General features: G+C 72.4%; 18 protein-coding genes and 1 other RNA gene. 8 read left to right on the top strand and 11 right to left on the bottom strand.

The window, feature by feature from the left end:
- Nucleotides 1-321 precede the first annotated feature (321 nt).
- The 4 genes from D9753_RS21745 to D9753_RS21730 form a co-directional block, all read right to left on the bottom strand.
- Nucleotides 322-2,712 (bottom strand): HelD family protein, encoded by a 2,391-nt coding sequence (locus D9753_RS21745; RefSeq protein WP_121788501.1) that lies wholly within the window; start codon nt 2,710-2,712, stop codon nt 322-324.
- A 136-nt stretch (nt 2,713-2,848) separates the two neighbouring features.
- Complete coding sequence (locus D9753_RS21740; RefSeq protein ID WP_205614225.1) at nt 2,849-3,616, bottom strand: anti-sigma factor family protein; 768 nt, start codon at nt 3,614-3,616, stop codon at nt 2,849-2,851.
- A 62-nt stretch (nt 3,617-3,678) separates the two neighbouring features.
- Nucleotides 3,679-4,263 (bottom strand): sigma-70 family RNA polymerase sigma factor, encoded by a 585-nt coding sequence (locus tag D9753_RS21735; protein ID WP_030167252.1) that lies wholly within the window; start codon nt 4,261-4,263, stop codon nt 3,679-3,681.
- 248 nt (nt 4,264-4,511) lie between these two features.
- Nucleotides 4,512-5,105: a CGNR zinc finger domain-containing protein gene (locus D9753_RS21730; RefSeq protein ID WP_121788499.1), complete on the bottom strand. Its 594-nt coding sequence runs from the start codon at nt 5,103-5,105 to the stop codon at nt 4,512-4,514.
- A gap of 47 nt (nt 5,106-5,152) precedes the next feature.
- On the opposite strand from D9753_RS21730, the gene D9753_RS39060 reads away from it, so the two are divergent.
- From D9753_RS39060 to D9753_RS21705, 4 genes are all read left to right on the top strand, one after another.
- The gene (locus D9753_RS39060) at nt 5,153-6,148 is read left to right on the top strand and encodes a putative immunity protein (RefSeq protein WP_338057986.1); all 996 of its coding nucleotides are present in this window, start codon (nt 5,153-5,155) and stop codon (nt 6,146-6,148) included.
- A 113-nt stretch (nt 6,149-6,261) separates the two neighbouring features.
- Nucleotides 6,262-7,635: a nitrate/nitrite transporter gene (locus tag D9753_RS21715; RefSeq protein WP_121788498.1), complete on the top strand. Its 1,374-nt coding sequence runs from the start codon at nt 6,262-6,264 to the stop codon at nt 7,633-7,635.
- Nucleotides 7,636-7,723: 88 nt separating this feature from the next.
- Nucleotides 7,724-8,875, top strand: coding sequence for a uroporphyrinogen-III synthase (locus tag D9753_RS21710; protein ID WP_121788497.1), 1,152 nt, complete (start codon nt 7,724-7,726; stop codon nt 8,873-8,875).
- 169 nt (nt 8,876-9,044) lie between these two features.
- The gene (locus D9753_RS21705) at nt 9,045-9,389 is read left to right on the top strand and encodes a hypothetical protein (RefSeq protein ID WP_205614224.1); all 345 of its coding nucleotides are present in this window, start codon (nt 9,045-9,047) and stop codon (nt 9,387-9,389) included.
- Between the two features lie 52 nt (nt 9,390-9,441).
- Here the strand turns inward: D9753_RS21705 and D9753_RS21700 are convergent, their stop codons facing one another.
- Entirely contained in the window at nt 9,442-10,419 is a 978-nt protein-coding gene (locus tag D9753_RS21700; protein ID WP_121788496.1) for a LysR family transcriptional regulator, read from the bottom strand.
- A gap of 83 nt (nt 10,420-10,502) precedes the next feature.
- Here D9753_RS21700 and D9753_RS21695 point away from each other — a divergent pair, with 83 nt between their 5' ends.
- From D9753_RS21695 to D9753_RS21690, 3 genes are all read left to right on the top strand, one after another.
- Nucleotides 10,503-11,795, top strand: a complete 1,293-nt coding sequence (locus tag D9753_RS21695) for an MFS transporter (protein ID WP_121788495.1) — start codon at nt 10,503-10,505, stop codon at nt 11,793-11,795.
- 392 nt (nt 11,796-12,187) lie between these two features.
- Nucleotides 12,188-12,310 (top strand): hypothetical protein, encoded by a 123-nt coding sequence (locus D9753_RS38730; protein ID WP_276209440.1) that lies wholly within the window; start codon nt 12,188-12,190, stop codon nt 12,308-12,310.
- 313 nt (nt 12,311-12,623) lie between these two features.
- Nucleotides 12,624-13,988 (top strand): helix-turn-helix transcriptional regulator, encoded by a 1,365-nt coding sequence (locus tag D9753_RS21690; RefSeq protein ID WP_163010756.1) that lies wholly within the window; start codon nt 12,624-12,626, stop codon nt 13,986-13,988.
- A gap of 110 nt (nt 13,989-14,098) precedes the next feature.
- On the opposite strand, the gene ssrA is transcribed toward D9753_RS21690, so the two are convergent.
- From ssrA to ftsE, 5 genes are all read right to left on the bottom strand, one after another.
- Nucleotides 14,099-14,466, bottom strand: a transfer-messenger RNA (tmRNA) gene (ssrA, locus tag D9753_RS21685).
- A gap of 97 nt (nt 14,467-14,563) precedes the next feature.
- Nucleotides 14,564-15,043, bottom strand: coding sequence for an SsrA-binding protein SmpB (smpB, locus tag D9753_RS21680; protein WP_121788493.1), 480 nt, complete (start codon nt 15,041-15,043; stop codon nt 14,564-14,566).
- A 56-nt stretch (nt 15,044-15,099) separates the two neighbouring features.
- Complete coding sequence (locus tag D9753_RS21675) at nt 15,100-16,281, bottom strand: S41 family peptidase (RefSeq protein WP_205614223.1); 1,182 nt, start codon at nt 16,279-16,281, stop codon at nt 15,100-15,102.
- A 67-nt stretch (nt 16,282-16,348) separates the two neighbouring features.
- The gene (gene ftsX / locus D9753_RS21670; RefSeq protein WP_121788491.1) at nt 16,349-17,266 is read right to left on the bottom strand and encodes a permease-like cell division protein FtsX; all 918 of its coding nucleotides are present in this window, start codon (nt 17,264-17,266) and stop codon (nt 16,349-16,351) included.
- Between the two features lie 36 nt (nt 17,267-17,302).
- Nucleotides 17,303-17,992, bottom strand: a complete 690-nt coding sequence (gene ftsE, locus D9753_RS21665) for a cell division ATP-binding protein FtsE (RefSeq protein WP_121788490.1) — start codon at nt 17,990-17,992, stop codon at nt 17,303-17,305.
- Nucleotides 17,993-18,251: 259 nt separating this feature from the next.
- Between ftsE and D9753_RS21660 the strand changes: the two genes are divergently transcribed.
- Complete coding sequence (locus D9753_RS21660) at nt 18,252-18,443, top strand: hypothetical protein (RefSeq protein ID WP_121788489.1); 192 nt, start codon at nt 18,252-18,254, stop codon at nt 18,441-18,443.
- A 138-nt stretch (nt 18,444-18,581) separates the two neighbouring features.
- Here the strand turns inward: D9753_RS21660 and D9753_RS21655 are convergent, their stop codons facing one another.
- Complete coding sequence (locus D9753_RS21655; RefSeq protein ID WP_121788488.1) at nt 18,582-19,550, bottom strand: hypothetical protein; 969 nt, start codon at nt 19,548-19,550, stop codon at nt 18,582-18,584.
- Between the last annotated feature and the right edge of the window lie 286 nt (nt 19,551-19,836).

The following is a 19,836-nucleotide window of genomic DNA, read 5'->3' as shown; positions in this document are numbered from 1 at the left end:
GCACCTACCGGTCAGTACGTGGTAGTCGCCCTGGATTGCGGACGTTGTGTTCACGGCACCGGCCGACGGCTGCTCGTTTTCGGAAAACGACTTCCACCATACGAGAAGCAACCGGACAAAGAAAGAGGCCCACGTCACTTCCGTGACGTGGGCCTCCACGTTCATGACACCGACCCGCCATGCTCGCCTCGCGGCAAGTGGTCGCTCGTAGCGACGAAGGTTGGGCCCGGGGGCTTGGATCGGGCCGGTGCCACGTCAAGGCTAACAAACAGATGCCGGGGACCATTCCTGCTGCGCCGAGTTCACCGGAAAACCTCTCCCTCAGTCCCTGAGAAGGTCCGGGACCCCCGCCGCGTCGGGCTCGTCCCGCTCCCCCGACACCACCGTAAGCTGCTGGGTGGCCCGGGTCAGCGCCACGTACAGCACGCGCAGTCCCGCCGGAGACTCGTCGGCGATCTCCGCGGGCGAGACGACCACCGTCGCGTCGTACTCCAGGCCCTTGGCCTCCAGGCTGCCCAGCGCCACCACCCGGTCGCCGAGCCCGGCCAGCCAGCGCCGCGCCTCCTCGCGCCGGTTCATCGCGACGACGACGCCGACCGTGCCGTCCACCAGCCCGAGCAGCCGCTCCGCCTCGGCCCGCACGGTCCGCTCCAGGGAGTCCCCCACGACGGTGAAGCGGGGTTCGACGCCGGTGGACCGTACGGCGGTCGGCGCCTCGGCACCCGGCATCGCGAGGGCCAGCACCCGGGCGGCCAGCTCGGCGATCTCCGCCGGGTTGCGGTAGTTCACGGTGAGCTGGAAACGGCGCCGGGGCCGAGCGCCGAGGGCCTCGTCGCGGGCCTCGGCCGCCTCGTCCGGGTCGGACCAGGACGACTGCGCCGGATCCCCGACCACCGTCCAGGTGGCGTGCCGGCCGCGGCGGCCGACCATGCGCCACTGCATCGGCGTGAGGTCCTGTGCCTCGTCCACGATGACGTGCGCGTACTCGGTGCGCTCCTGCGCGAGGCGCTCGGCCCGCTCCCACTGCGTCTCCGCGCGCACCGGCATCAGCTCCTCCAGGCCGGTGAGCTGGTCCAGCGGGTCCAGCTCGCGCTTCCTGCGCGGCCGGGCCGGCGCGCCGAGGATCGCCTGCAGCTCGTCGAGCAGGGCGATGTCGTGCACCGAGTGGCCGTCCCGCCGCAGGGCGCGGGCGACCTTGCGGACCTCGCCCGGGTTCAGGATCCGCCGGGCCCAGCGCCCGAGCCGCTTCTCGTCGGCCATGGCGGCGAGCACGGCCCCCGGGGTCAGTTCGGGCCACCAGGCGTCGAGGAAGCCGAGGAAGCTGTCCTCCGTGCTGACGTCCTCGTCGAAGGAGGAGCGCAGTTCGGCGGCCAGTTCGGGGTCGGCGTGCCGGCCGGCGGCACCGGATCTCGCCCACAGGGCGTCCAGGAGCAGCCTGCGGGCGCGCGGGCGCAGCAGGTTGACGGGCGCGGTGCCGCTGAGCACGGTACGGCGGATGCGTTCCAGCTCGCCGGCCTCCAGCTCGATCCGGCGCCCGAAGGCGACCACCCGGAGACGAGCGGGCGGACCGCCGGCCGGCCGCGCCCCGGCGTTCCCGGCGCCGTCGGCGTCGTCGGCGTCGTCGGCCAGGGCGAGCTGCCCCACCGGGGCGCCGGATCCCAGCTCCAGGGCGCCCCGGGCCGCCTTCCGCAGCACCTTCAGCATCCGGTACGAGCCCTTGGCGCGGGCCACGGCCGGGGAGTCGTACAGCGTGGCCTCCGCGCCGTCGACCAGCGAACCGATCGCGCGGACGGCGACCTGGCCCTCCTCACCGAGGGAGGGCAGCACGCCCTCGGTGTAGGCGACGAGCAGCGGGGTCGGCGAGACGATCAGGATGCCGCCCGCGTAGCGGCGCCGGTCCTGGTAGAGCAGGTAGGCGGCGCGGTGCAGGGCGACGGCGGTCTTCCCGGTGCCCGGCCCGCCCTCGACGTAGGTGACGGAGGCGGCGGGGGCGCGGATGACCAGGTCCTGCTCGGCCTGGATGGAGGAGACGATGTCCCGCATGGTGTGGCCACGGGCCTGGCCGAGGGCGGCCATGAGGGCGCCGTCACCGATGACGGGCAGCTCGTCACCGCCCAGGTACGCCGTCAGCTCCGGGCGCATGAGGTCGTCCTCGACCCCCAGCACCCGGCGCCCCCGGGACCGGATGACCCGGCGCCGCACGACCCGTCCCGGCTCCACGGGGGTGGCCCGGTAGAAGGGCGCGGCGGCGGGCGCGCGCCAGTCGATGACCAGCGGGGAGTAGTCCGCGTCCAGCACACCGATGCGCCCGATGTGCAGGGTCTCGGCGATGTCGGCGGTGTCGTCGTCGCGCACCGCGCCCTCGGCGGGCTCCACGGCGGTGTACGCGCCGTCGGGCCCCTTCTTGCCGTCCTTGCCGGGCAGCAGGTCGATCCGGCCGAAGAGGAAGTCCTCGAACTCGTTGTTGAGCCGGTTGAGGTGGACACCGGCCCGGAACACCTGTGCGTCGCGCTCGGCCAGCGCGCCGGGCGTGCCGACCTGGCCGCGCTGGGCCGCGTCGTGCATCAGGAACTCGGCCTCGTGGATCTTCTCCTCGAGCCGCCGGTACACCCGGTCCAGGTGTTCCTGTTCGACGCTGATCTCCCGGTCACGGACGGTGTCACGTGCGTCCTGTACCGAGTCGACCGCGGACTGCTGAACCTGAGCGGCCACCGGGCCCCCTTCTGACGTGCTGGGCAGCCGTCAACCGTACGCGAAGGGGGCGGGCGCGGGCTACGGCACGTCGGTCCGGCGCCCCCGGAACACCCGGGAACGCCGGAAAGAGGGGCTCGCCGAGCCCGCCGCGGTCCTACGCGTCGACCTGGACGAGCTTCTTGCCCTCGAAGGTCACGATCTCGAAGTGGTCGATCTCGTTCGGCTGGAAGGCCGCGGCTCCGCCGATGTAGAGCGGCTTCTTGGACTCCTCGGTCTTGGCGCCCGGGATGCCGTACCCCCAGTTCGGGACCGACCACGACGACATGGTCACGCGCTGCCCGTTCTTGGCGACGAGCACCAGGGAGCATTTCAGCGGGCCCTTGACGTTCTTCAGCTCCAGGACCGCCTGGGTGCCCCAGTCCTTGCGGGCCATGCCGACGGTCGCGCTGACCGAGGTCGACGGGTCCGTGGCCGACTTCTTGTCGGCCATCGTCTCGAACGTCGCCTGGGCGGGCGTCGCGGTGACCTGCCGGCCACCGTCCGAGCCGCCGTTCACGGCCACGGCGGCCAGCGGTCCGGCGATGATCAGCGCGGCCGCCGCCGCGACCATGTAGAAGCTGCGCCGGCGCTTCTGGGCGCGCCGCTCGGCGACCTCGTCCACCAGCTTCTCCGCCAGCCGCGGGCTGGGCCGGGCGGACAGCGACTCACCGATCGCGGGCGTGCTGCCGGAACCCGGCAGGTCCGCGAGCGCGGCCAGCATCGGTTCCATCCCGGCCAGCTCGTCGAGCTGCTGGGCGCACCACTCGCAGCCGGCGAGGTGGGCCTCGAAAGCGGTTGCCTCGGCGTCGTCGAGAATTCCGAGGGCGTAGGCGCCGACGGTCTCGTGCTCGCTCGGCACCGAAGATCCCTGCCTGGGGTTCATGGGGCCAGACATACCCGGACCACCTGGTCCGAACCCTGGCATTCCCCCGTATCCGTTGCTCATCACGCCGTCACCCCCCGCTCCTCCAGTGCCAGCTTCATCGACCGCAGGGCGTAGAACACCCGGGAGCGGACCGTGCCGCTCGGGATGCCCAGCGTCTCGGCCGCCTCGTTGACCGTACGCCCCTTGAAGTACGTCTCGACGAGCACCTCCCGGTGGGCCGGGGTCAGGTCGTCGAGCGCGTCCGACAACGTCATCAGCCACAGCGCCTTGTCGATCTCGTCCTCCGCGGGGATGACCTCCAGCGGCGACGGATCGACCTCCTGCGGCCGGGCCTGCCGGCTGCGATGGCCGTCGATGACGATGCGGCGCGCGACCGTCACCAGCCAGGGGCGTACCGAACCGGTCGCCCGATTTAGCTGACCGGCGTTCTTCCAGGCACGGATGAGCGTCTCCTGCACGACGTCCTCGGCACGCTGCCGATCGCCGGCGACCAGTCGCAGGACATACGCGAGGAGAGGGCCGGCGTGCTCCCGGTACAGGGCACGCATCAGCTCCTCGTCAGGTTCCGAGGGCTGTGAGGACATGCGATGTCGGGCCCTCGATCCACGTTCATTGGCCACGGCCGCATCCTTGCGCACGCCCACCTCCGGTGTCCGGGGGTTCCCCCAGTCGGTCGCTCGCCCACTCGTACGGACAGGGGCGTCCCGGTGTTCAAACCGGAGTGACAGATTTCTCCGAAGTGACGTGACGAGCGGGACATGGGTGCACATTCCCACGCTGCGATCTTTACATTTGAGACACATCGCCGAAGCCGCCCGACGATGCCCGTGTACATGGCAACTAAAACCTGGTGTTACGTAAATCACTCCAGGTCCGGGGCGCGCGGGACCGCTCAGATGCGCGTCGGCGCGGTCCGCCGCCGGTGCCGGGCCACCCGCTCCCGGTTCCCGCACACCTCGCTGGAGCACCAGCGGCGACGGCGCCCACGGGAGGTGTCGAGGTACACGAGGGGGCAGTTGTCCCCCTCGCACTCGCGCACGGCGGCTCTCGCCGCGGGGTCGGTGAGCAGCTCGACGGCGTCCCGGGCCACGACGGCGAGCAGCGCGGCGCGGCCGGGCGGCGCGGCCAGTTCCCGTACGAGGCCGCCGTCCTCGCCCCGTACGGCGAGGACGACCGGGACCGCGGCCCCGGCGGCCTCGTTCACCCGCCGCAGCGCCCGCCCGTACGACGACCGGCCGCCGGCGTGCGGCTCCCGCACCAACGTCCCTATGCTCCCGCGCAGTTCCCGGAACCCGGCCGGCCAGGAGGCGTCGGCGTGGTCCAGCACCGTACCGGCGGGCACGATCCCCGCGCCGGCGATCCACGCGCACAACGGCCCCGTCCCGTCCAGCCGTTCGACCGGATACGTGGTGGCGAGAAGGTCCAGACACACCCGCCCGGCGTCGAACCGCAGCTCGTACGGGGCCGTGGCGCCACCGAGTGCCATGTGCCAGTCACCGCCTAGGCAGGAACCGCGCGGAGCCATGCGCGAGCATGCTGGGGGGCCGTTCCGTCCCCTCCTCACACAGTGCCCGCCCAAGAGGAACCCCGGAACCCCCCACGCCCGGTTCCCGTCACCGACGGCACCCCGCGACCCCGGCCTCGCACCGGCCGGACGGACCGCGGCAGGATCGGGCCATGCCGAAGGAACCGAACGGACCGGACACGATCGAGCTGAGCGCGGACGAGCTGCGGGAGATCGCGGGCTGGGCCGCGGACTGCGCGCTCGGCGTCCTGGCGCTCTTCGAGGAGAGCGTCCCCGCCGACCCGCGTCCCCGCGAGGCCGTCGAAGCGGCCCGCGCCTTCGCGGCGGGCGGCCGGCGCACGGCGGCGCTGCGGCAGAGCGCGTGGGCGGCGTACCGGGCGGCGCGGGAAGCCACCTCACCCGCAGCGGCCGAGGCGGCGCGGGCGGCGAGCCACGCGGCCGGCGCCGCCTTTCTGCACCCCAGGGCAAGCGCTCACCAGGTGCGCCATGTACTCGGCGCGGCGGCACACGCCGTCCGGGCCGGAGAACTGGCGGCCGGGGAACCGGGGGCCGGGGAACTGGCAGCCGGGGATTCCCGGGACGCCGGCGCCGGCGTCGGAGAGCCGGCGGCCGGGGAACTAGGAGCCGGAGAACCGGGGGCCGGAGAACTGGCAGCCGGGGACGGCCGGGACGCCTACGCCGGCGCCCGGGCCCCGGTGGGGCCGGGGCGCGCCCGCCGCGCTCGTCGCGCCCGCCGCCGTCGTCGCGGTGCTCGGGCGGCTGCCTGCCGCACCGGCCGGCGGTGGACGTGTGGGTCAGATCATGCGGGGCCTCGACGCCGTGCTCCGCGGCTGAGGGCGGGTGGGGATGGGGCGGGGGGGCTCACCGCGGGGCGGGAATCGGGCGGGGCGGGGGGCTCACCGGCGGGCGGGGACCGGGCACGGCGGGGACCGGGCACGGTGTGCCTCGCCACGAGGCAGGGATCGCGGGGGGCGGGGCTCACCGGGGGGTGGGGGGGCGAGTGAGAGCAACGTTCCCTTCCGGTCACCCACAGCCACAGGGCGGAAACCCGGCCTCCCTACCTTCGGGCTCAGTCAGTGGTCGGCAGACCGAGCAGCCGGAGCACCGTGGAGGCGCGATGACAGCCCCAGCCCCAACCCGTCGCAGTGGACGCTGGATCGAGCGCTGGGATCCGGAGGACGAGGGATTCTGGGCGGCGACCGGGGAGCGGATCGCCCGCCGCAACCTGTGGTTCTCCGTGCTCTGCGAGCACATCGGGTTCTCCGTGTGGACCCTGTGGTCGGTGCTGGTGCTGTTCATGGGGCCCGAGTACGGGCTCACCCCGGCCGACAAGTTCCTGCTGACCTCGGTGGTGACCCTGGTCGGCGCGGTCGCCCGCGTGCCGTACACCTTCGCCGTCGCCGTCTTCGGCGGCCGGAACTGGACGGTGATCTCGGCCGGTCTGCTGCTCGTCCCGACCGTCGCCGCGTTCTGGGTGATGGAACCGGGCACGTCCTTCACCACGTTCCTCCTGGTGGGCCTGCTGACCGGCATCGGCGGCGGCAACTTCGCCTCCTCCATGACCAACATCAACGCCTTCTTCCCGCTCAGGAAGAAGGGCTGGGCGCTGGGGCTGAACGCCGGCGGCGGCAACATCGGCGTGCCCGTCATCCAGCTCGTCGCGCTCGCCGTCATCGGCGCGAGCGGCGGCCCGCGCGTGCTGCTCGGGATCTACATCCCGCTGATCGTCGTGGCCGCCGTGCTCGCCGCGCTGTTCATGGACAACCTGGCCTCGGTGCGCAACGACACCGGCGCCGCCAGGGACGCCGCGAAGGACGCCCACACCTGGATCATGGCGTTCCTGTACATCGGCACCTTCGGCTCCTTCATCGGCTACAGCTTCGCGTTCGGCCAGGTGCTGACGATCGAGTTCGGCCGGACCCCGCTCCAGGCGGCGTACCTCACCTTCGTCGGCCCGCTGCTCGGTTCCCTCGTCCGGCCCGTCGGCGGCCGGCTCGCCGACCGGTACGGCGGCGCCCGCATCACCCTGTGGAACTACGTCGGCATGGCCGCCGCCACGGCCGTCCTCGTGGCCGCCAGCATGCGGCGGTCACTGCCGCTGTTCGTGTCCGTCTTCGTCGTCCTGTTCATGCTCAGCGGCCTCGGGAACGGGTCGACGTTCAAGATGATCCCCGGCATCTTCCACGCCAAGGCCCTGGCCGAGGGCCTGGAGGGCGAGGCGGCCGTCGCCCAGGGCCGGCGGCTGTCCGGCGCCTCCATGGGCCTGATCGGCGCGGTCGGCGCGCTCGGCGGAGTCGGTATCAACCTCGCCTTCCGGCAGTCCTTCCTCTCCTCCGGCTCCGGCACCGGGGCGTTCGTCGCCTTCCTCGTCTTCTACGGCGCCTGCTTCGCGCTCACCTGGGCCGTATACCTTCGTCGCACGGCCGGGCAGGTACCGGCGACGGCAGCGGCTTCACCGGAGAAGGCCCAGCTCGGCTACGCCGAGGTGTGACGTAACACCGGCGACATGGAGCCGAACCGAGCCCGTCACGCACCGTTGACAGGCTCGGTCGGCGTGCCGGTCAGCTAGGAGAGCCCCCATGGACGACGAAGAGCAGCAATCCGAGCACGGTCCCCTCGCCGGGTTCACCGTGGGCGTCACCGCCGCGCGCCGCGCCGACGAACTGGGCGCCCTGCTGCGGCGGCGCGGCGCCGCGGTCGTGCACGCCCCCGCCCTGCGGATCGTGCCGCTGTCCGACGACGGCGAACTGCTCGCCGCGACGAAGGAGATCATCGCTCACGCGCCGGACGTGGTGGTGGCCACCACCGCGATCGGCTTCCGCGGCTGGGTCGAGGCCGCCGACGGCTGGGGCCTCGGCGAACAGCTCCTCGGCCGGCTGCGCGGGGTACGGCTGCTGGCCCGCGGCCCCAAGGTCAAGGGCGCCATCCGGGCCGCCGGCCTCACGGAGGAGTGGTCGCCCTCCTCGGAGTCCCTGGCCGAGGTGCTCGACCGCCTCCTGGAGGAAGGCGTCGACGGACACCGCGTCGCCGTACAGCTCCACGGGGAGCCCCTGCCCGGCTTCGTGGAGTCGCTGCGCGCCGCGGGCGCGGACGTGGTCCCGGTCCCGGTGTACCGCTGGATGCCCCCCGAGGACATCAGCCCCCTGGACCGTCTCCTGGACGCGGCCGTCACCCGCGGTGTGGACGCCCTGACCTTCACCAGCGCCCCCGCCGCGGCCTCCCTGCTCTCGCGCGCGCAGGACCGCGGCCTGCTGGACGAGCTGCTGGCGGCCATGGCCCACGACGTCCTGCCGGCCTGTGTGGGCCCGGTCACCGCGATCCCCCTCCAGGCGCACGGAGTGGACACGGTCCAGCCGGAGCGCTTCCGCCTCGGCCCCCTCGTCCAGTTGCTGTGCCAGGAACTCCCCTCCCGTGCGCGCGCGTTGCCCGTCGCGGGCCACCGGGTGGAGATCCGCGGCCACGCGGTCCTGGTCGACGGCGACCTCAGGCCCGTACCCCCGGCCGGCATGTCCCTGCTGCGCGCCCTGGCCCGCCGCCCCGGCTGGGTGGTCGCACGCGCCGATCTGCTGCGTGCCCTGCCCGGCGCGGGCCGCGACGAACACGCCGTGGAGTCGGCGATGGCCCGCCTGCGCACGGCCCTGGGCGCGCCGAAGCTGATCCAGACGGTGGTGAAACGGGGCTACCGCCTGGCACTGGACCCGGCGGCGGACGCGAAGTACGCGGACACGTAGGCGCGTTGCCCGTGCCGGGCGGGCCGAGGGCCTGGAACCCCGGACTTTCGGATCTACGGGGTCCGCAACTCCAGCCTCGGTGGCTCCGGGTTCCGCAACTCTGCATTCTGGAACTCCAGGCTCTGAACTTCCTCAAGTGGTTCGGGAAACGCGGTCCGTCGCCCGCACCATGATCCCTGTGAAGGGATTCGCGGGATTCGACAGGAAACAGGACTGCGTGCTGGTCATCCGGGACTCGGACATCGTCACGGCGGCCCTGCGGGAGGCGCTGGCCGGGGCGCCGCCCGAGGAACGCCCGGGGCTGGAACGCGCGCTCGCCACCGTCGCCGCCACCGCAGACGCGACGGAGGAGCGGCTGCGTGCCCGCTGGGTCCGCTCCCGGCTGGCCGACGCCGGCTTCACCGGGGACATCACCTCGGTCGCCGCGCTGAGGGCGCTGCGCCGGGCCGAGCCGCGGCTGAGCCTGCTGGCGGCGGTCCTGCTCCAGAGGCAGGCGGTGGCCCACCCGGAGTAGGGCGGCCCGTGGGCCACCTCACCGGCCGGGGTGCGGGGTGCGGGGGACCGCGTCACGGGCGGGCGTTCATCACGTCCTCGTCGGCGGCGGGGATCCAGCCGTCGCCGGGGCGCCGCAGCCATCCCCCGGCCCGGGCCATCTCGGCCCCCGCCCGGCGCAGCGCGGCCAGTGCGGGATGCGCCAGCCCCCTGCGCCAGACCAGGGAGACGGGCGACAGCGGGACGGGGCCGACGAGGGGCCGCCGTACCGTGCCGGGCATGGGCGGGAAGTCCAGGACGGCCAGCACCGGGGTGCGGGTCTTGGCCATGATCCGCCCGAACTCCTCGTCGCCGACGGCCATCGGGACGGGCGGGGCGAGCCGGATCCCCCGGCCCTCGAAGAGCTGCCGGGCCAGGTCGGTCCACTCCCGGGTGCGCGGGTTCCCGGCACCGGCGTACACCGTCTCCCCGGCCAACGCGCCCACCGGCACCCGGGGCAGCGCGGCCAGCGGGTGATCGTCGGGCAGGACGACGGCCATCGGCTCGTACCGCACCGGTTGCTGCTCCAGGCCCGACCGCAACGCCGGGTCCAGCCCCGCGAACCGGCCGAAGGACACGTCCAGCCGGCCGGCCAGCAGATCGGCGGCGGCACCCGTCAGGCCGCTCTCGTAGCGGGCCATCAGCTCGCAGTCGGGGGCGAGTTCGCGGGCCCGGTGCAGCACCCGGCGGCCGGTGACCAGGCCGGGACTGTTGAGGTCGACCAGCAGCGGGCGGGCCTGGCCGGGGGCGAACGCGGCCAGCAGGTCGTCCTGGGCGGCGAGGACGCGGCGCGCGAGCGGCAGCAGACGCTCGCCGTCCGCGGTCAGCGTGACCTGCCGGGTGGTCCGCACGAACAGCTCGGCGCCCAGCTCGCGTTCGAGCCGCCGTACGTCCCGGCTGAGCGCCTGCTGGGCGACGTAGAGGCGGGCGGCGGCCCGGGTGAAGTGCAGTTCCTCGGCGACGGCGACGAAGGAACGCAGCAGGCGGGGGTCTGCGGGAGCGGGGACGGGCATGGGCGGAACCTACAACGCCGGTGCGTGAATCGGCACGCGGAAGGTGTTGGACCGCCGACCCGCTCCGGGACGACCGTTGAGGCATGCCTCAACAGACCGCCGCCGACGGCCGGACAGGCCGGCAGGACCCACCGCTCACCGGTTACCGCCGTCTCTTCGCCCTCCCCGGCGCCCGCGCCTTCACCGCCGGGAACCTGCTCGCCCGCCTTCCCATGGGCATGTTCAGCGTGAGCGCGGTCGTGATGATCGCCGGTTCCCGGGGCTCGTACGCCCTCGCCGGCGCCGTCACCGCGACCGGTCTCGCGGCGACCGGGCTCGCCGGCCCCTGGATCGCCCGGCTGGTCGACCGGCACGGACAGGCCCGTGTCGCGCTGCCGGCCACGCTCGCCTCCGTGCTCGGCAGCCTCGCGCTGCTGCTGTGCGTCCGCTGTGACGCCCCCGACTGGACCCTGTTCGCCGCCTACGCCGGTACCGCGGCCACCCCGAACATCGGCGGCCTCTCCCGCGCCCGCTGGGCCCATCTGCTGCGCGACGAACCGGACGCGCTGCACACCGCGAACTCCTTCGAACAGGCCGCCGACGAGCTGTGTTTCATGGTCGGCCCGGTGCTCGCCTCCTTCCTGACCGGCACGTTCTTCCCGGAGGCGGGCACGCTCGCCGGGGCGGTGCTGCTCCTCACCGGCATGCTGCTGTTCACCGCGCGGCGGGCGACCGAGCCGCCGCCGGTGGGCCGGTCCAGGGCGCCGTCCCCGCTGCGCAGCCCGGGCATCGCGCCGCTGCTGGTCTGCTTCACGGCCACCGGCGCGGTGTTCGGTTCGATGGAGGTCGTCACGATCGCGTACGCCGACGCGCAGGGGCATCGCGCGGCGGCCGGTGCCGTGCTCGCGCTCCAGGCGGCGGGGTCCTGCGTGGCGGGTCTGGTGTACGGCGCGCGGAAGCCGGCCGTACCGCGGCTGACCCGGTGCCTGGCGGCCATGGCCGTACTGATGGTCCTGCCGTGGTCGGCCGCCGCGTTCACCGGTTCGCTGCCGGTGCTGGCGGGGGCGCTGCTGCCGGCGGGCATGGCGACCGCGCCGACCATGGTGACGGCGATGACGCTGGTGCAGCGACGCACCCCGGCCGGCCGCCTCAACGAGGGCATGAGTCTGGTGGTGACCGGGCTGCTCACCGGTGTCGCCTGTGGCTCCGCGGCGGGCGGCTGGGCGGCGGAGCACCTCGGCGCGGTCACCGCCTTCGCCGTGCCGGCCGCGGCGGCCGCGCTGGCACTGTTGGTCGGCGCGGGCTCGGGCGCGGCGGGCCGGTTCGCGCACCGTGACACCGCCCGGACCGGCCAACGCTCACCTGAGCACGGAAGTACGGTCCGCGATGTGAAGTAAGCGGATTGTTATGGACGTGACCGATCCCACACGATCGGCCTTCTTCTACGACCGGAAACACGGGCCACTCGGAGCCGGTGTCGCCACAGTCCCCACCGGTGAGGCCGGCCCGGCCCACCCGTAGCGGCTGTGAACTGCGACAACCGTGAACAACCGACGGTGCCTACCGGCGAGTCGGCCGGCCACCCCGTCAGCCGGCGAGATGGTCAAACAAGCAACTGATCGTCAAGTAGACATTTACGAAGGGAGTTGGGGTCCGACGCGTCCACAACTGGGCCTGTATCGCGCGTGTGACCCGGTAGGCTCATCCCAACATCGTCTCTCGCGGCGCACTTCGCGATCGGCTCGCCCGATCGGGGCCGATCGCCCCGCGACCGAGAGGAGGTGTGCGCGTGGAGGACCCGCCCGACGGCGGCGGGCGTGACAACCGGAAGACCGCCCGGAGGATCTTCGGCTGGCTGGCGCTCCAGGCACTGGGTGCCTGGCTGCGACACCAACTGGAAAACATCTTCTGACGGCGGAAGGCCCCCTGCGGTAACAGGGGACCTTCGGGGTCTCGCTCCCACACGCCGGCCCTGCGCCCCCGCCGACGGCGTCGACACCGTGGGGGCCAGGGCCACTTTCACAACCGAGCTACGTGGACCACAGTGACGAACCTGCGGCCGACGTCGTCCAACCTCGCGCATTTCGGCGGGCGCATCCACCGGTTCAGCCGCCTAAAAGCAAAGCGGACCAGGTGAGTTGCGACCGCCGCCTGACGATGTGAAACGGTCGTGGCCTGGAAATGGTACCCCTAAAGTGGTCCTCCCGAGGAGGATGAGCACGCTCATGGCACGGGGCCTGGCCGATTTCAGCCCGTCGGAGCTGCGCGCGCTCCGCATGAACATCTACGCGCGTCCCGGCGCGGTCGCCCTGACGGCGGAGGAGCTGGCGCGGGAGGTCGGCACCACCAAGGCGCAGATCCTCGCCTACGAGAACGGGCACCGAGTGCCAGATCCGCCCCGGGTGCGCGCCCTCGCCCGGGCGCTGGGCACCCACCCCTCCACGCTGATGAACCACCAGCGCCACGCCTCCTGGGACATCGCCGACGTGCGGCGCGCCTGCGGTCTGCGGGCCCGGGACGTGGTGGACGCGCTCGGGGTGTCGCCCAAGAACTACCGGCGGTTCGAGAACGAGGGCATCGTGCCCAGCCGGCGGCCCCGCTTCCTCGACCAGGTGGCGGCCCTGTTCGCCATATCGCGGGCCACCCTGGAGCGCGCCGTCAACCGCACCCCGGCCGTCCGGCTGCGCCAGGAGCGGGCCGCGGAGCTGATCGAGGCCCTCGCCGAGCGGTACGTACCCGCCCCGGGGCCGTGGAAGGGACCGGCGCCCGACGACCCGGACCTGATCGAACTGGCCACCGCCTACGGCCGGCCCGTACAGCGCACCCGACGCGTCCTGACCTACGAACTGGGCGAGCTGCGGCAGACGCACGTACGGGCGGAGCGGGAGCGGGTCATCGCCGACTTCGACACCGACCGGGACCGGCAGGCCAACGCCCAGCTCGCCCTGGCCCGCTGGAACCAGGTGTACGCCCGGGAGCTGGGCCGCATAGCCCCCCGGCTGGAACAGTTCCACCGCAACGCCCAGCCGTCCACGTACTGGCAGTTGCTCGTGGACCTGTTCAACGTGGAGGCGTACGCGTCCCGCGCCGAGGGCGGGCTGTGGGCGGTGACCAGGCTGCTGGCCGCCGACGCCGCGCGCCTGCCGCCCCACCTGGTCGAACAGCGGCAGATCGAGGGCGTCTGCGTCTGCCGGCTGACGGCGGCCGGGCTGGGACACCTCAACACCTTCGCCGGCCTGTACGCGGCCCTGTACCCGGGCGTCCGCCGGCCGCTGCGCTCCACCCATCGCTCCGGCGGGTCACGCGGCCGGCTGTCACCGGGGGCCGAGACCTTCTCCGTGCCGCAGCACGGCGAACGCCTGGTGGTGCCCCAGCCCGCGCTGGAGGGGTTCCGCGGCGTGGTGGCGCGCACCAAGTCGTTCGTGACCGTGGAGCTGGGCCCCCGTCTGCGGCTCACCGTCGGACCGAACTTCGTGTCCGCCGTCCCTGTCGAGGAGGAGCTGCCCGATCCGGGCCTCCTCGACGAGAACACGGGCGCGGACGGGGGCGGGGACCGGGAAGAGGGAGGGAAGGACACACCGCCGGCCTGAGCGGGACGCCCGGTGCGCCGGGCGCGGGGCGGGCATGACGAAGGCCCCGCCGCTGCGTGCGGCGGGGCCTTCGCCCACATGGGAGGTGGGAGGCCCCGGGGGCCTCCCGATCGTGGAGATGGCGGGAATCGAACCCGCGTCCAACGGTGCGGAATCAGGGCTTCTCCGTGTGCAGTCCGCTACGTTTTTCTCGGCCCCGGAGATCACGCGGACAAGTCTCCGACGGGCTCAGTCACTGTTTGGTTTCCCTCTTCACCCCGTGACCGGGATCAAGGTTTAGTTCCCTAGCTGATGCCAGGATCCGGGTCGGGAACAGCCCCGGGCTGACACTTCGCAAGTCGCTACTTAGGCAGCGAGGGCGAAGGAATCGCGCTTGGTGTTGGCGATTATTTTTTCGGCCTGTGGTTTACGAGATCATGGCCGCTTCCTCGACACGCTTCCCCTGCTTCGACAGCCGCTGTCGAAACCGATCATCCCCATGTGTATTTCTCAAAGTGCGCACCCGCTGTGAGGTGCAGACGCCATTGTACGGGAACAACGCGGCCACGTGCCAGCGTGTTCCCCCGCCGGCCCCGCTAGCCGCGCTGGCGCCGGCGTGCGGCGGAGATCACCCGCTCCGTCTCCCGCCGGTCCTGCTTCTCCCGCAGGGTCTGGCGCTTGTCGAACTCCTTCTTGCCCCGGGCCAGCGCGATCTCGACCTTGGCCCGGCCGTCCTTGAAGTACAGGGCGAGGGGCACGATCGTGTGACCCGTCTCCTGCGACTTCGCCTCCAGCTTGTCGATCTCCGCGCGGTGCAGCAGGAGCTTCCGCTTGCGGCGGGCGCTGTGGTTGGTCCAGGTGCCCTGGACGTACTCGGGGACGTGCACGTTGTGCAGCCACGCCTCGTGCCCGTCGAGCTGCACGAAGCCGTCGGCCAGCGAGGCCCGCCCCTGGCGCAGCGACTTCACCTCGGTGCCCATGAGGACCAGGCCGGCCTCGTAGGTGTCGAGGATGTGGTAGTCGTGCCGCGCCTTCTTGTTCTGCGCGATCAGCTTGCGCCCTTGTTCCTTAGCCATAGTGCCGACCATTTTCGCACCAGGGAGGGGGTGCGCGTACAGCCGATTACGGGCGGCTAGGAAGGGTCGCCCAGGCCCGTGAGGACCGTCTCGGCCCGCCCCAGGGCCTCCGGGCCCGCCTCCAGGTCCGGGGTGATGCCCCGGCCGTCGACGGCGTGTCCCGAGGGGGTGCGGTAGTGGCCGACGGTCAGCTCGGCCACCGAGCCGTCGGGCAGCTCGGTCGGCATCTGGACGGAGCCCTTGCCGAAGGTGCGGGAGCCGATCACGACCGCGCGGCCCCGGTCCTGGAGGGCGCCGGTGAGCAGCTCGGCCGCGCTCATGGTGCCGCCGTCGACGAGGACCACCAGGGGCCGGTCGGTGTCGCCGCCGGTGTGCGCGTGCAGGGCGCGCTGGACGCCGTCGACGTCGTAGGTGGCGACCAGGCCGCCGTCCAGGAACCCGGAGGCGGTGTCCACCGCCTCGGTGACCAGGCCGCCGGAGTTGCCCCGCAGGTCGAGGATGGTCCCGCCGTCGGCCGGGGCGGCGCGCAGGGCCTCGCGGACCGCGTCGGCGGAACCCTTGGTGAACGCGGCGATCCGCACGACGGTGACCCCGCCGGGCAGCCGGCGCGCGGTCACGGAGTGGGTGGACAGCCGGGCCCGGCGCAGGGACTCGGTCCACGCGCGCGTGCCCCGCTGGAGGCCGAGCCGGACCGTCGTACCGGCCGGGGCGTCGTGGGCGTGCGCGGCCGGGGCGTCCCCGCGCAGCAGGGAGACCACCTCGGTGACCGGCCGGCCGTCGACCCTGCTGCCGTCGACGCTGCGCAGCCGGTCCCCGGTGCGGATCCCGGCGTCGGCGGCGGGCGAGCCGGGCTGCACCCCCGTCACCTCGATCCGGCCGTCGGGCTCCCGTCGCGCCGACAGCCCGACGCCGGTGTAGCGGCCGTCGAGGGCCTCCTGGAACTCCTCGTACTCGCCCTCGGAGTAGACCGCGCCCCAGCGGTCCCCGCTGCGGCTCACGGCCCGTTCGGCGGCCTCCATCGGGGACTTGCCGTCGGCCATCGCCTCGGCGGCGGCCCGCTGCACGGCCTCGTGCCGGGTGGCCGGGCCCAACGGCCCGGCGGCGGACTCGTGCGCGGGCGCGGGCTCCGGGAAGCAGCCGGTGGCGGCGCCGGCGGCCAGCACGCCCGCGAAGACCAATGCCAGGGCGGCCCCGCGGCGCGTGCGGCGGGGCTGACAGAACGGGTCACGGCCTGACATGGCGGTGAGTCTAGGACAACGCGAAGGGCCGTACGGGCGGATGCCCGTACGGCCCTCTTGGCATGCGTCACACCTTCAGGTACTTGCGCAGCGCGAAGAACGCCGCAAGTGCCGGCATCAGCACGCTGGTGGCGAGGATCAGCGGCAGCTTCGTCAACACCGCGTCCCAGCCGACGAAGTTGATGAGCGTGAGCTTGTGGGAGAGGTCCATGCCGTGGTCGATGGTGAAGTACCGGCCGACCACGAGGCCCACACAGGCGAGACCGCCGCCGATGAGCCCGGCGACCGCCGCCTCGGCGATGAAGGGCGCCTGGATGTAGAAGCCCGAGGCACCGACCAGACGCATGATGCCGGTCTCGCGCCGGCGGCTGAACGCGGACACGCGCACGGTGTTGACGATCAGCAGCAGAGCGACGATCAGCATCATCGCCATCACCCCGAGCGCGCCGCGGTTCATCAGGTTGAGGAGCTGGAAGAGGTTGTCCAGGATGCCCTTCTGGTCCTGCACCGACTGCACGCCGTCGCGTCCGTTGAACGCGGTGGCGATCACCTGGTACTTCTGCGGGTCCTCGAGCTTGATCCGGTACGACTCCTGCATCTGGTCCGGCGTCAGCGAGCCGGCCAGCGGGGAGTTGCCGAACTGCTCCTTGTAGTGCTTGTACGCCTCGTCCTGCGACTCGTGGGTCACGTTCTCGACGACGGGCATCTTCTTCAGGTCGACGAGGATCTGCTTCTTCTGGTCCTCGGTGACGGCGCCCTTGGCGCAGTGCACGTCGTTCTCCGCGTCGTGCTTGTTGCACAGGAAGATCGAGACGTTGACCTTGTCGTACCAGTAGCCCTTCATGGTGCTGACCTGGTCGCTCATCAGCAGTGAGCCGCCGAAGAGGGCCAGGGACAGGGCGACGGAGACGATGACGGCGAAGGTCATCGTCAGGTTGCGGCGGAGACCGACACCGATCTCCGACAGGACGAACTGGGCGCGCATGGCGGGTTCTTCAGGCCTTTCGGGAACTGGGGGCGGTCAGTGCTGGTAGCCGTAGACGCCGCGGGCCTGGTCGCGGACGAGGCGGCCCTTCTCCAGCTCGATGACGCGCTTGCGCATCTGGTCCACGATGTTCTGGTCGTGCGTCGCCATGATGACGGTGGTGCCCGTCCGGTTGATGCGGTCGAGCAGCTTCATGATGCCGACGGAGGTCTGCGGGTCGAGGTTGCCGGTGGGTTCGTCGGCGATCAGCAGCTTCGGCCGGTTGACGAACGCGCGCGCGATGGCCACGCGCTGCTGCTCACCGCCGGACAGCTCGCCCGGCCTGCGGTCCTCCTTGCCGCCGAGCCCGACGAGGTCGAGCACCTGCGGCACGGATTTGCGGATCTCGCCGCGCGACTTGCCGATGACCTCCTGCGCGAAGGCCACGTTCTCCGCGACCGTCTTGTTGGGCAGCAGCCGGAAGTCCTGGAAGACCGTGCCGAGCTGGCGGCGCATCTGCGGCACCTTCCAGTTGGACAGGCGCGCGAGGTCCTTGCCCAGCACGTGCACCTGGCCGTGACTGCACCGCTCCTCGCGCAGGACGAGCCGCAGGAAGGTCGACTTCCCGGAGCCGGAGGACCCCACGAGGAAGACGAACTCGCCCTTCTCCACCTCCAGGGAGACATCCCTGAGTGCGGGGTGGGTCTGCTTGGGGTAGACCTTGGAGACGTTGTCGAATCGGATCACGGATGCACCACGGGTCGCCGGGGGTAGATGAGCGTGACCATACGCGAACCCGGTGTGCAAGTGCAGTCGCAGGCTGAGGTTGGGCAAGAGATGTACGTTTTTGTACCGGCTGCCCACCCCGGCCCCCTCCCACGCCCCTGCTTCCCGGGGCCCCACGCACGCCGCACGGGAACCTGGCACAGTGGATGGGGAACGCAGGGAACGTTCGCGTTCCCGTGAGCGTTGTATGTGTGATGGACGGCGCGAGGAGGGCGAGCGCATGACGTACGACCGGTTGGTGTGCGCGAACTGTGCCGCGCCCGTGAGCGAGGGCCGGTGCCCGGTGTGCCGTGCCAACCGCCAGCGCCTGCAGCAGGAAGGCTTCCTCGCGGGGCTGAACCCGGTGGCGCTGATCGCGCTGCTGGCGGTGCTGATCGCCGCGGTGGCGCTGCTGGCGCACCAGACCGCGTAGCAGCCCGCGGAGCGCCGGCGGGGGCGTGGACGCGCGGGGAGCGCGGAAGACACGGAAACGCCCGTAAGGGCCCGGAGCGCCTGGCTCCGGGCCCTTACGTACATGCCGTGCGTGCGGTGGGTGACCGCGTGGCCACGGTCAGGCGGTGGCGCCGCCCCGGCCGTTCACCAGACGCGGCAGGACGCGGAAGCCGATACCGCCGGCGATCATCGTCGCGGCACCGACGAGCAGGAACGCGGTCTGACCGGCACCGGTCTCGGCGAGCTGCTTGTCACCGCCCTGGACCGTGGTGTCGGAGCCGGTGTCGGTGAGCGTCGCGGAGCCCTCGTCCTGCGGGACGTCGTTGTTGCCGCCCTCGGGGGTGGTGTGGTTGCCCCCGGTGCTGCTCCCGCCGTCACCGGAACCGCCGGTGCTGCCCGAGCCACCGGACGTGCCGCTGTCGCCGCCGGAAGTGCCGGAGGTCCCGGAGCCGCCGTTGCCGTTGCCGCCGTCGGTGCCGTTGCCACCGTTACCGTTGCCGCCGTCGGTGCCGTTGGAGCCGCCGTCGGTCGTACCGCCGTCCGTCGAGCCACCCGTGGTGACGGTGCCACCGTCGGTCGTACCGCCGTCGGTCGAACCGCCGTCGGTGGTCCCGCCCGTGGTGACGGTGCCGCCGTCGGTGGTACCGCCGTCCGTCGAGCCACCCGTGGTGACGGTGCCACCGTCGGTCGTACCGCCGTCCGTCGTGCCGCCGTCGGTCGTGCCACCCGTGGTGACGGTGCCACCGGTGGTGACGGTACCGCCGTCGGTCGTGCCACCGTCCGTCGTGCCGCCGTCGGTCGTGCCGCCGTCGGTCGTGCCACCGTCCGTCGAACCGCCGTCGGTCGTGCCACCGTCCGTCGAACCGCCGTCGGTGGTCCCGCCGTCGGTGCAGATGCCGATCGGGCAGCCGCCGTCGGTCGAGCCGCCGTCGGTGTTGCCGACGCCGCTCACGCCCAGGCTGATCGGGCCCGCCTGGACATCGAGGTCCAGAGCGGACGCCGCGCCGGCGGCGGTCAGCGACGCACCGGCCGCGATCACGGCGCCGGCGGCTATCCGCGCGACCCGGATCCGCGTCTTCTTCGTCATATGGTTGCTACCCCCAGTAGCTGATCGTCAATGAGGCGGCGTGTGGGGCAGGCCGTGATCGACGGAGGCAGCCGGTGACGAAGATCGCGTCAACTCATTCCCCCGGTTCACATGCGCCCCAGACCGTACGCATGCCGCGGCTCACCTTTCCGATTTTTCAAAGCAACGTCAAGGCCGTTGCGGGCGCAATGTCCACCGGGGCGGCGTTTAGGGCTAGATGGCGCCTGTGAGTGTGATGTAAAACCCAGACAAAAGACAACTGCCGCCCCGGGGGCGGCAGTTGTCA

This window comes from Streptomyces dangxiongensis (assembly GCF_003675325.1).
Classification (GTDB): Bacteria; Actinomycetota; Actinomycetes; order Streptomycetales; family Streptomycetaceae; genus Streptomyces; species Streptomyces dangxiongensis.
Note: the sequence above shows the minus strand (reverse complement) of the source record. Positions and strands in the feature narration are given on the sequence as shown.

Coding starts and splice junctions, on each gene's coding strand:
- D9753_RS21660 (WP_121788489.1), top strand. CDS start 18,252: ATGACGTACGACCGGTTGGTGTGCGCGAACTGTGCCGCGCCCGTGAGC.
- ftsX (WP_121788491.1), bottom strand. CDS start 17,266: ATGCGCGCCCAGTTCGTCCTGTCGGAGATCGGTGTCGGTCTCCGCCGC.
- D9753_RS21715 (WP_121788498.1), top strand. CDS start 6,262: ATGACAGCCCCAGCCCCAACCCGTCGCAGTGGACGCTGGATCGAGCGC.
- D9753_RS21690 (WP_163010756.1), top strand. CDS start 12,624: ATGGCACGGGGCCTGGCCGATTTCAGCCCGTCGGAGCTGCGCGCGCTC.
- D9753_RS39060 (WP_338057986.1), top strand. CDS start 5,153: ATGCTGGGGGGCCGTTCCGTCCCCTCCTCACACAGTGCCCGCCCAAGA.
- D9753_RS21675 (WP_205614223.1), bottom strand. CDS start 16,281: ATGTCAGGCCGTGACCCGTTCTGTCAGCCCCGCCGCACGCGCCGCGGG.
- D9753_RS21695 (WP_121788495.1), top strand. CDS start 10,503: ATGCCTCAACAGACCGCCGCCGACGGCCGGACAGGCCGGCAGGACCCA.
- D9753_RS21710 (WP_121788497.1), top strand. CDS start 7,724: ATGGACGACGAAGAGCAGCAATCCGAGCACGGTCCCCTCGCCGGGTTC.
- D9753_RS21700 (WP_121788496.1), bottom strand. CDS start 10,419: ATGCCCGTCCCCGCTCCCGCAGACCCCCGCCTGCTGCGTTCCTTCGTC.
- D9753_RS21730 (WP_121788499.1), bottom strand. CDS start 5,105: ATGGCACTCGGTGGCGCCACGGCCCCGTACGAGCTGCGGTTCGACGCC.
- smpB (WP_121788493.1), bottom strand. CDS start 15,043: ATGGCTAAGGAACAAGGGCGCAAGCTGATCGCGCAGAACAAGAAGGCG.
- D9753_RS21655 (WP_121788488.1), bottom strand. CDS start 19,550: ATGACGAAGAAGACGCGGATCCGGGTCGCGCGGATAGCCGCCGGCGCC.
- D9753_RS21705 (WP_205614224.1), top strand. CDS start 9,045: ATGATCCCTGTGAAGGGATTCGCGGGATTCGACAGGAAACAGGACTGC.
- D9753_RS21740 (WP_205614225.1), bottom strand. CDS start 3,616: ATGAACCCCAGGCAGGGATCTTCGGTGCCGAGCGAGCACGAGACCGTC.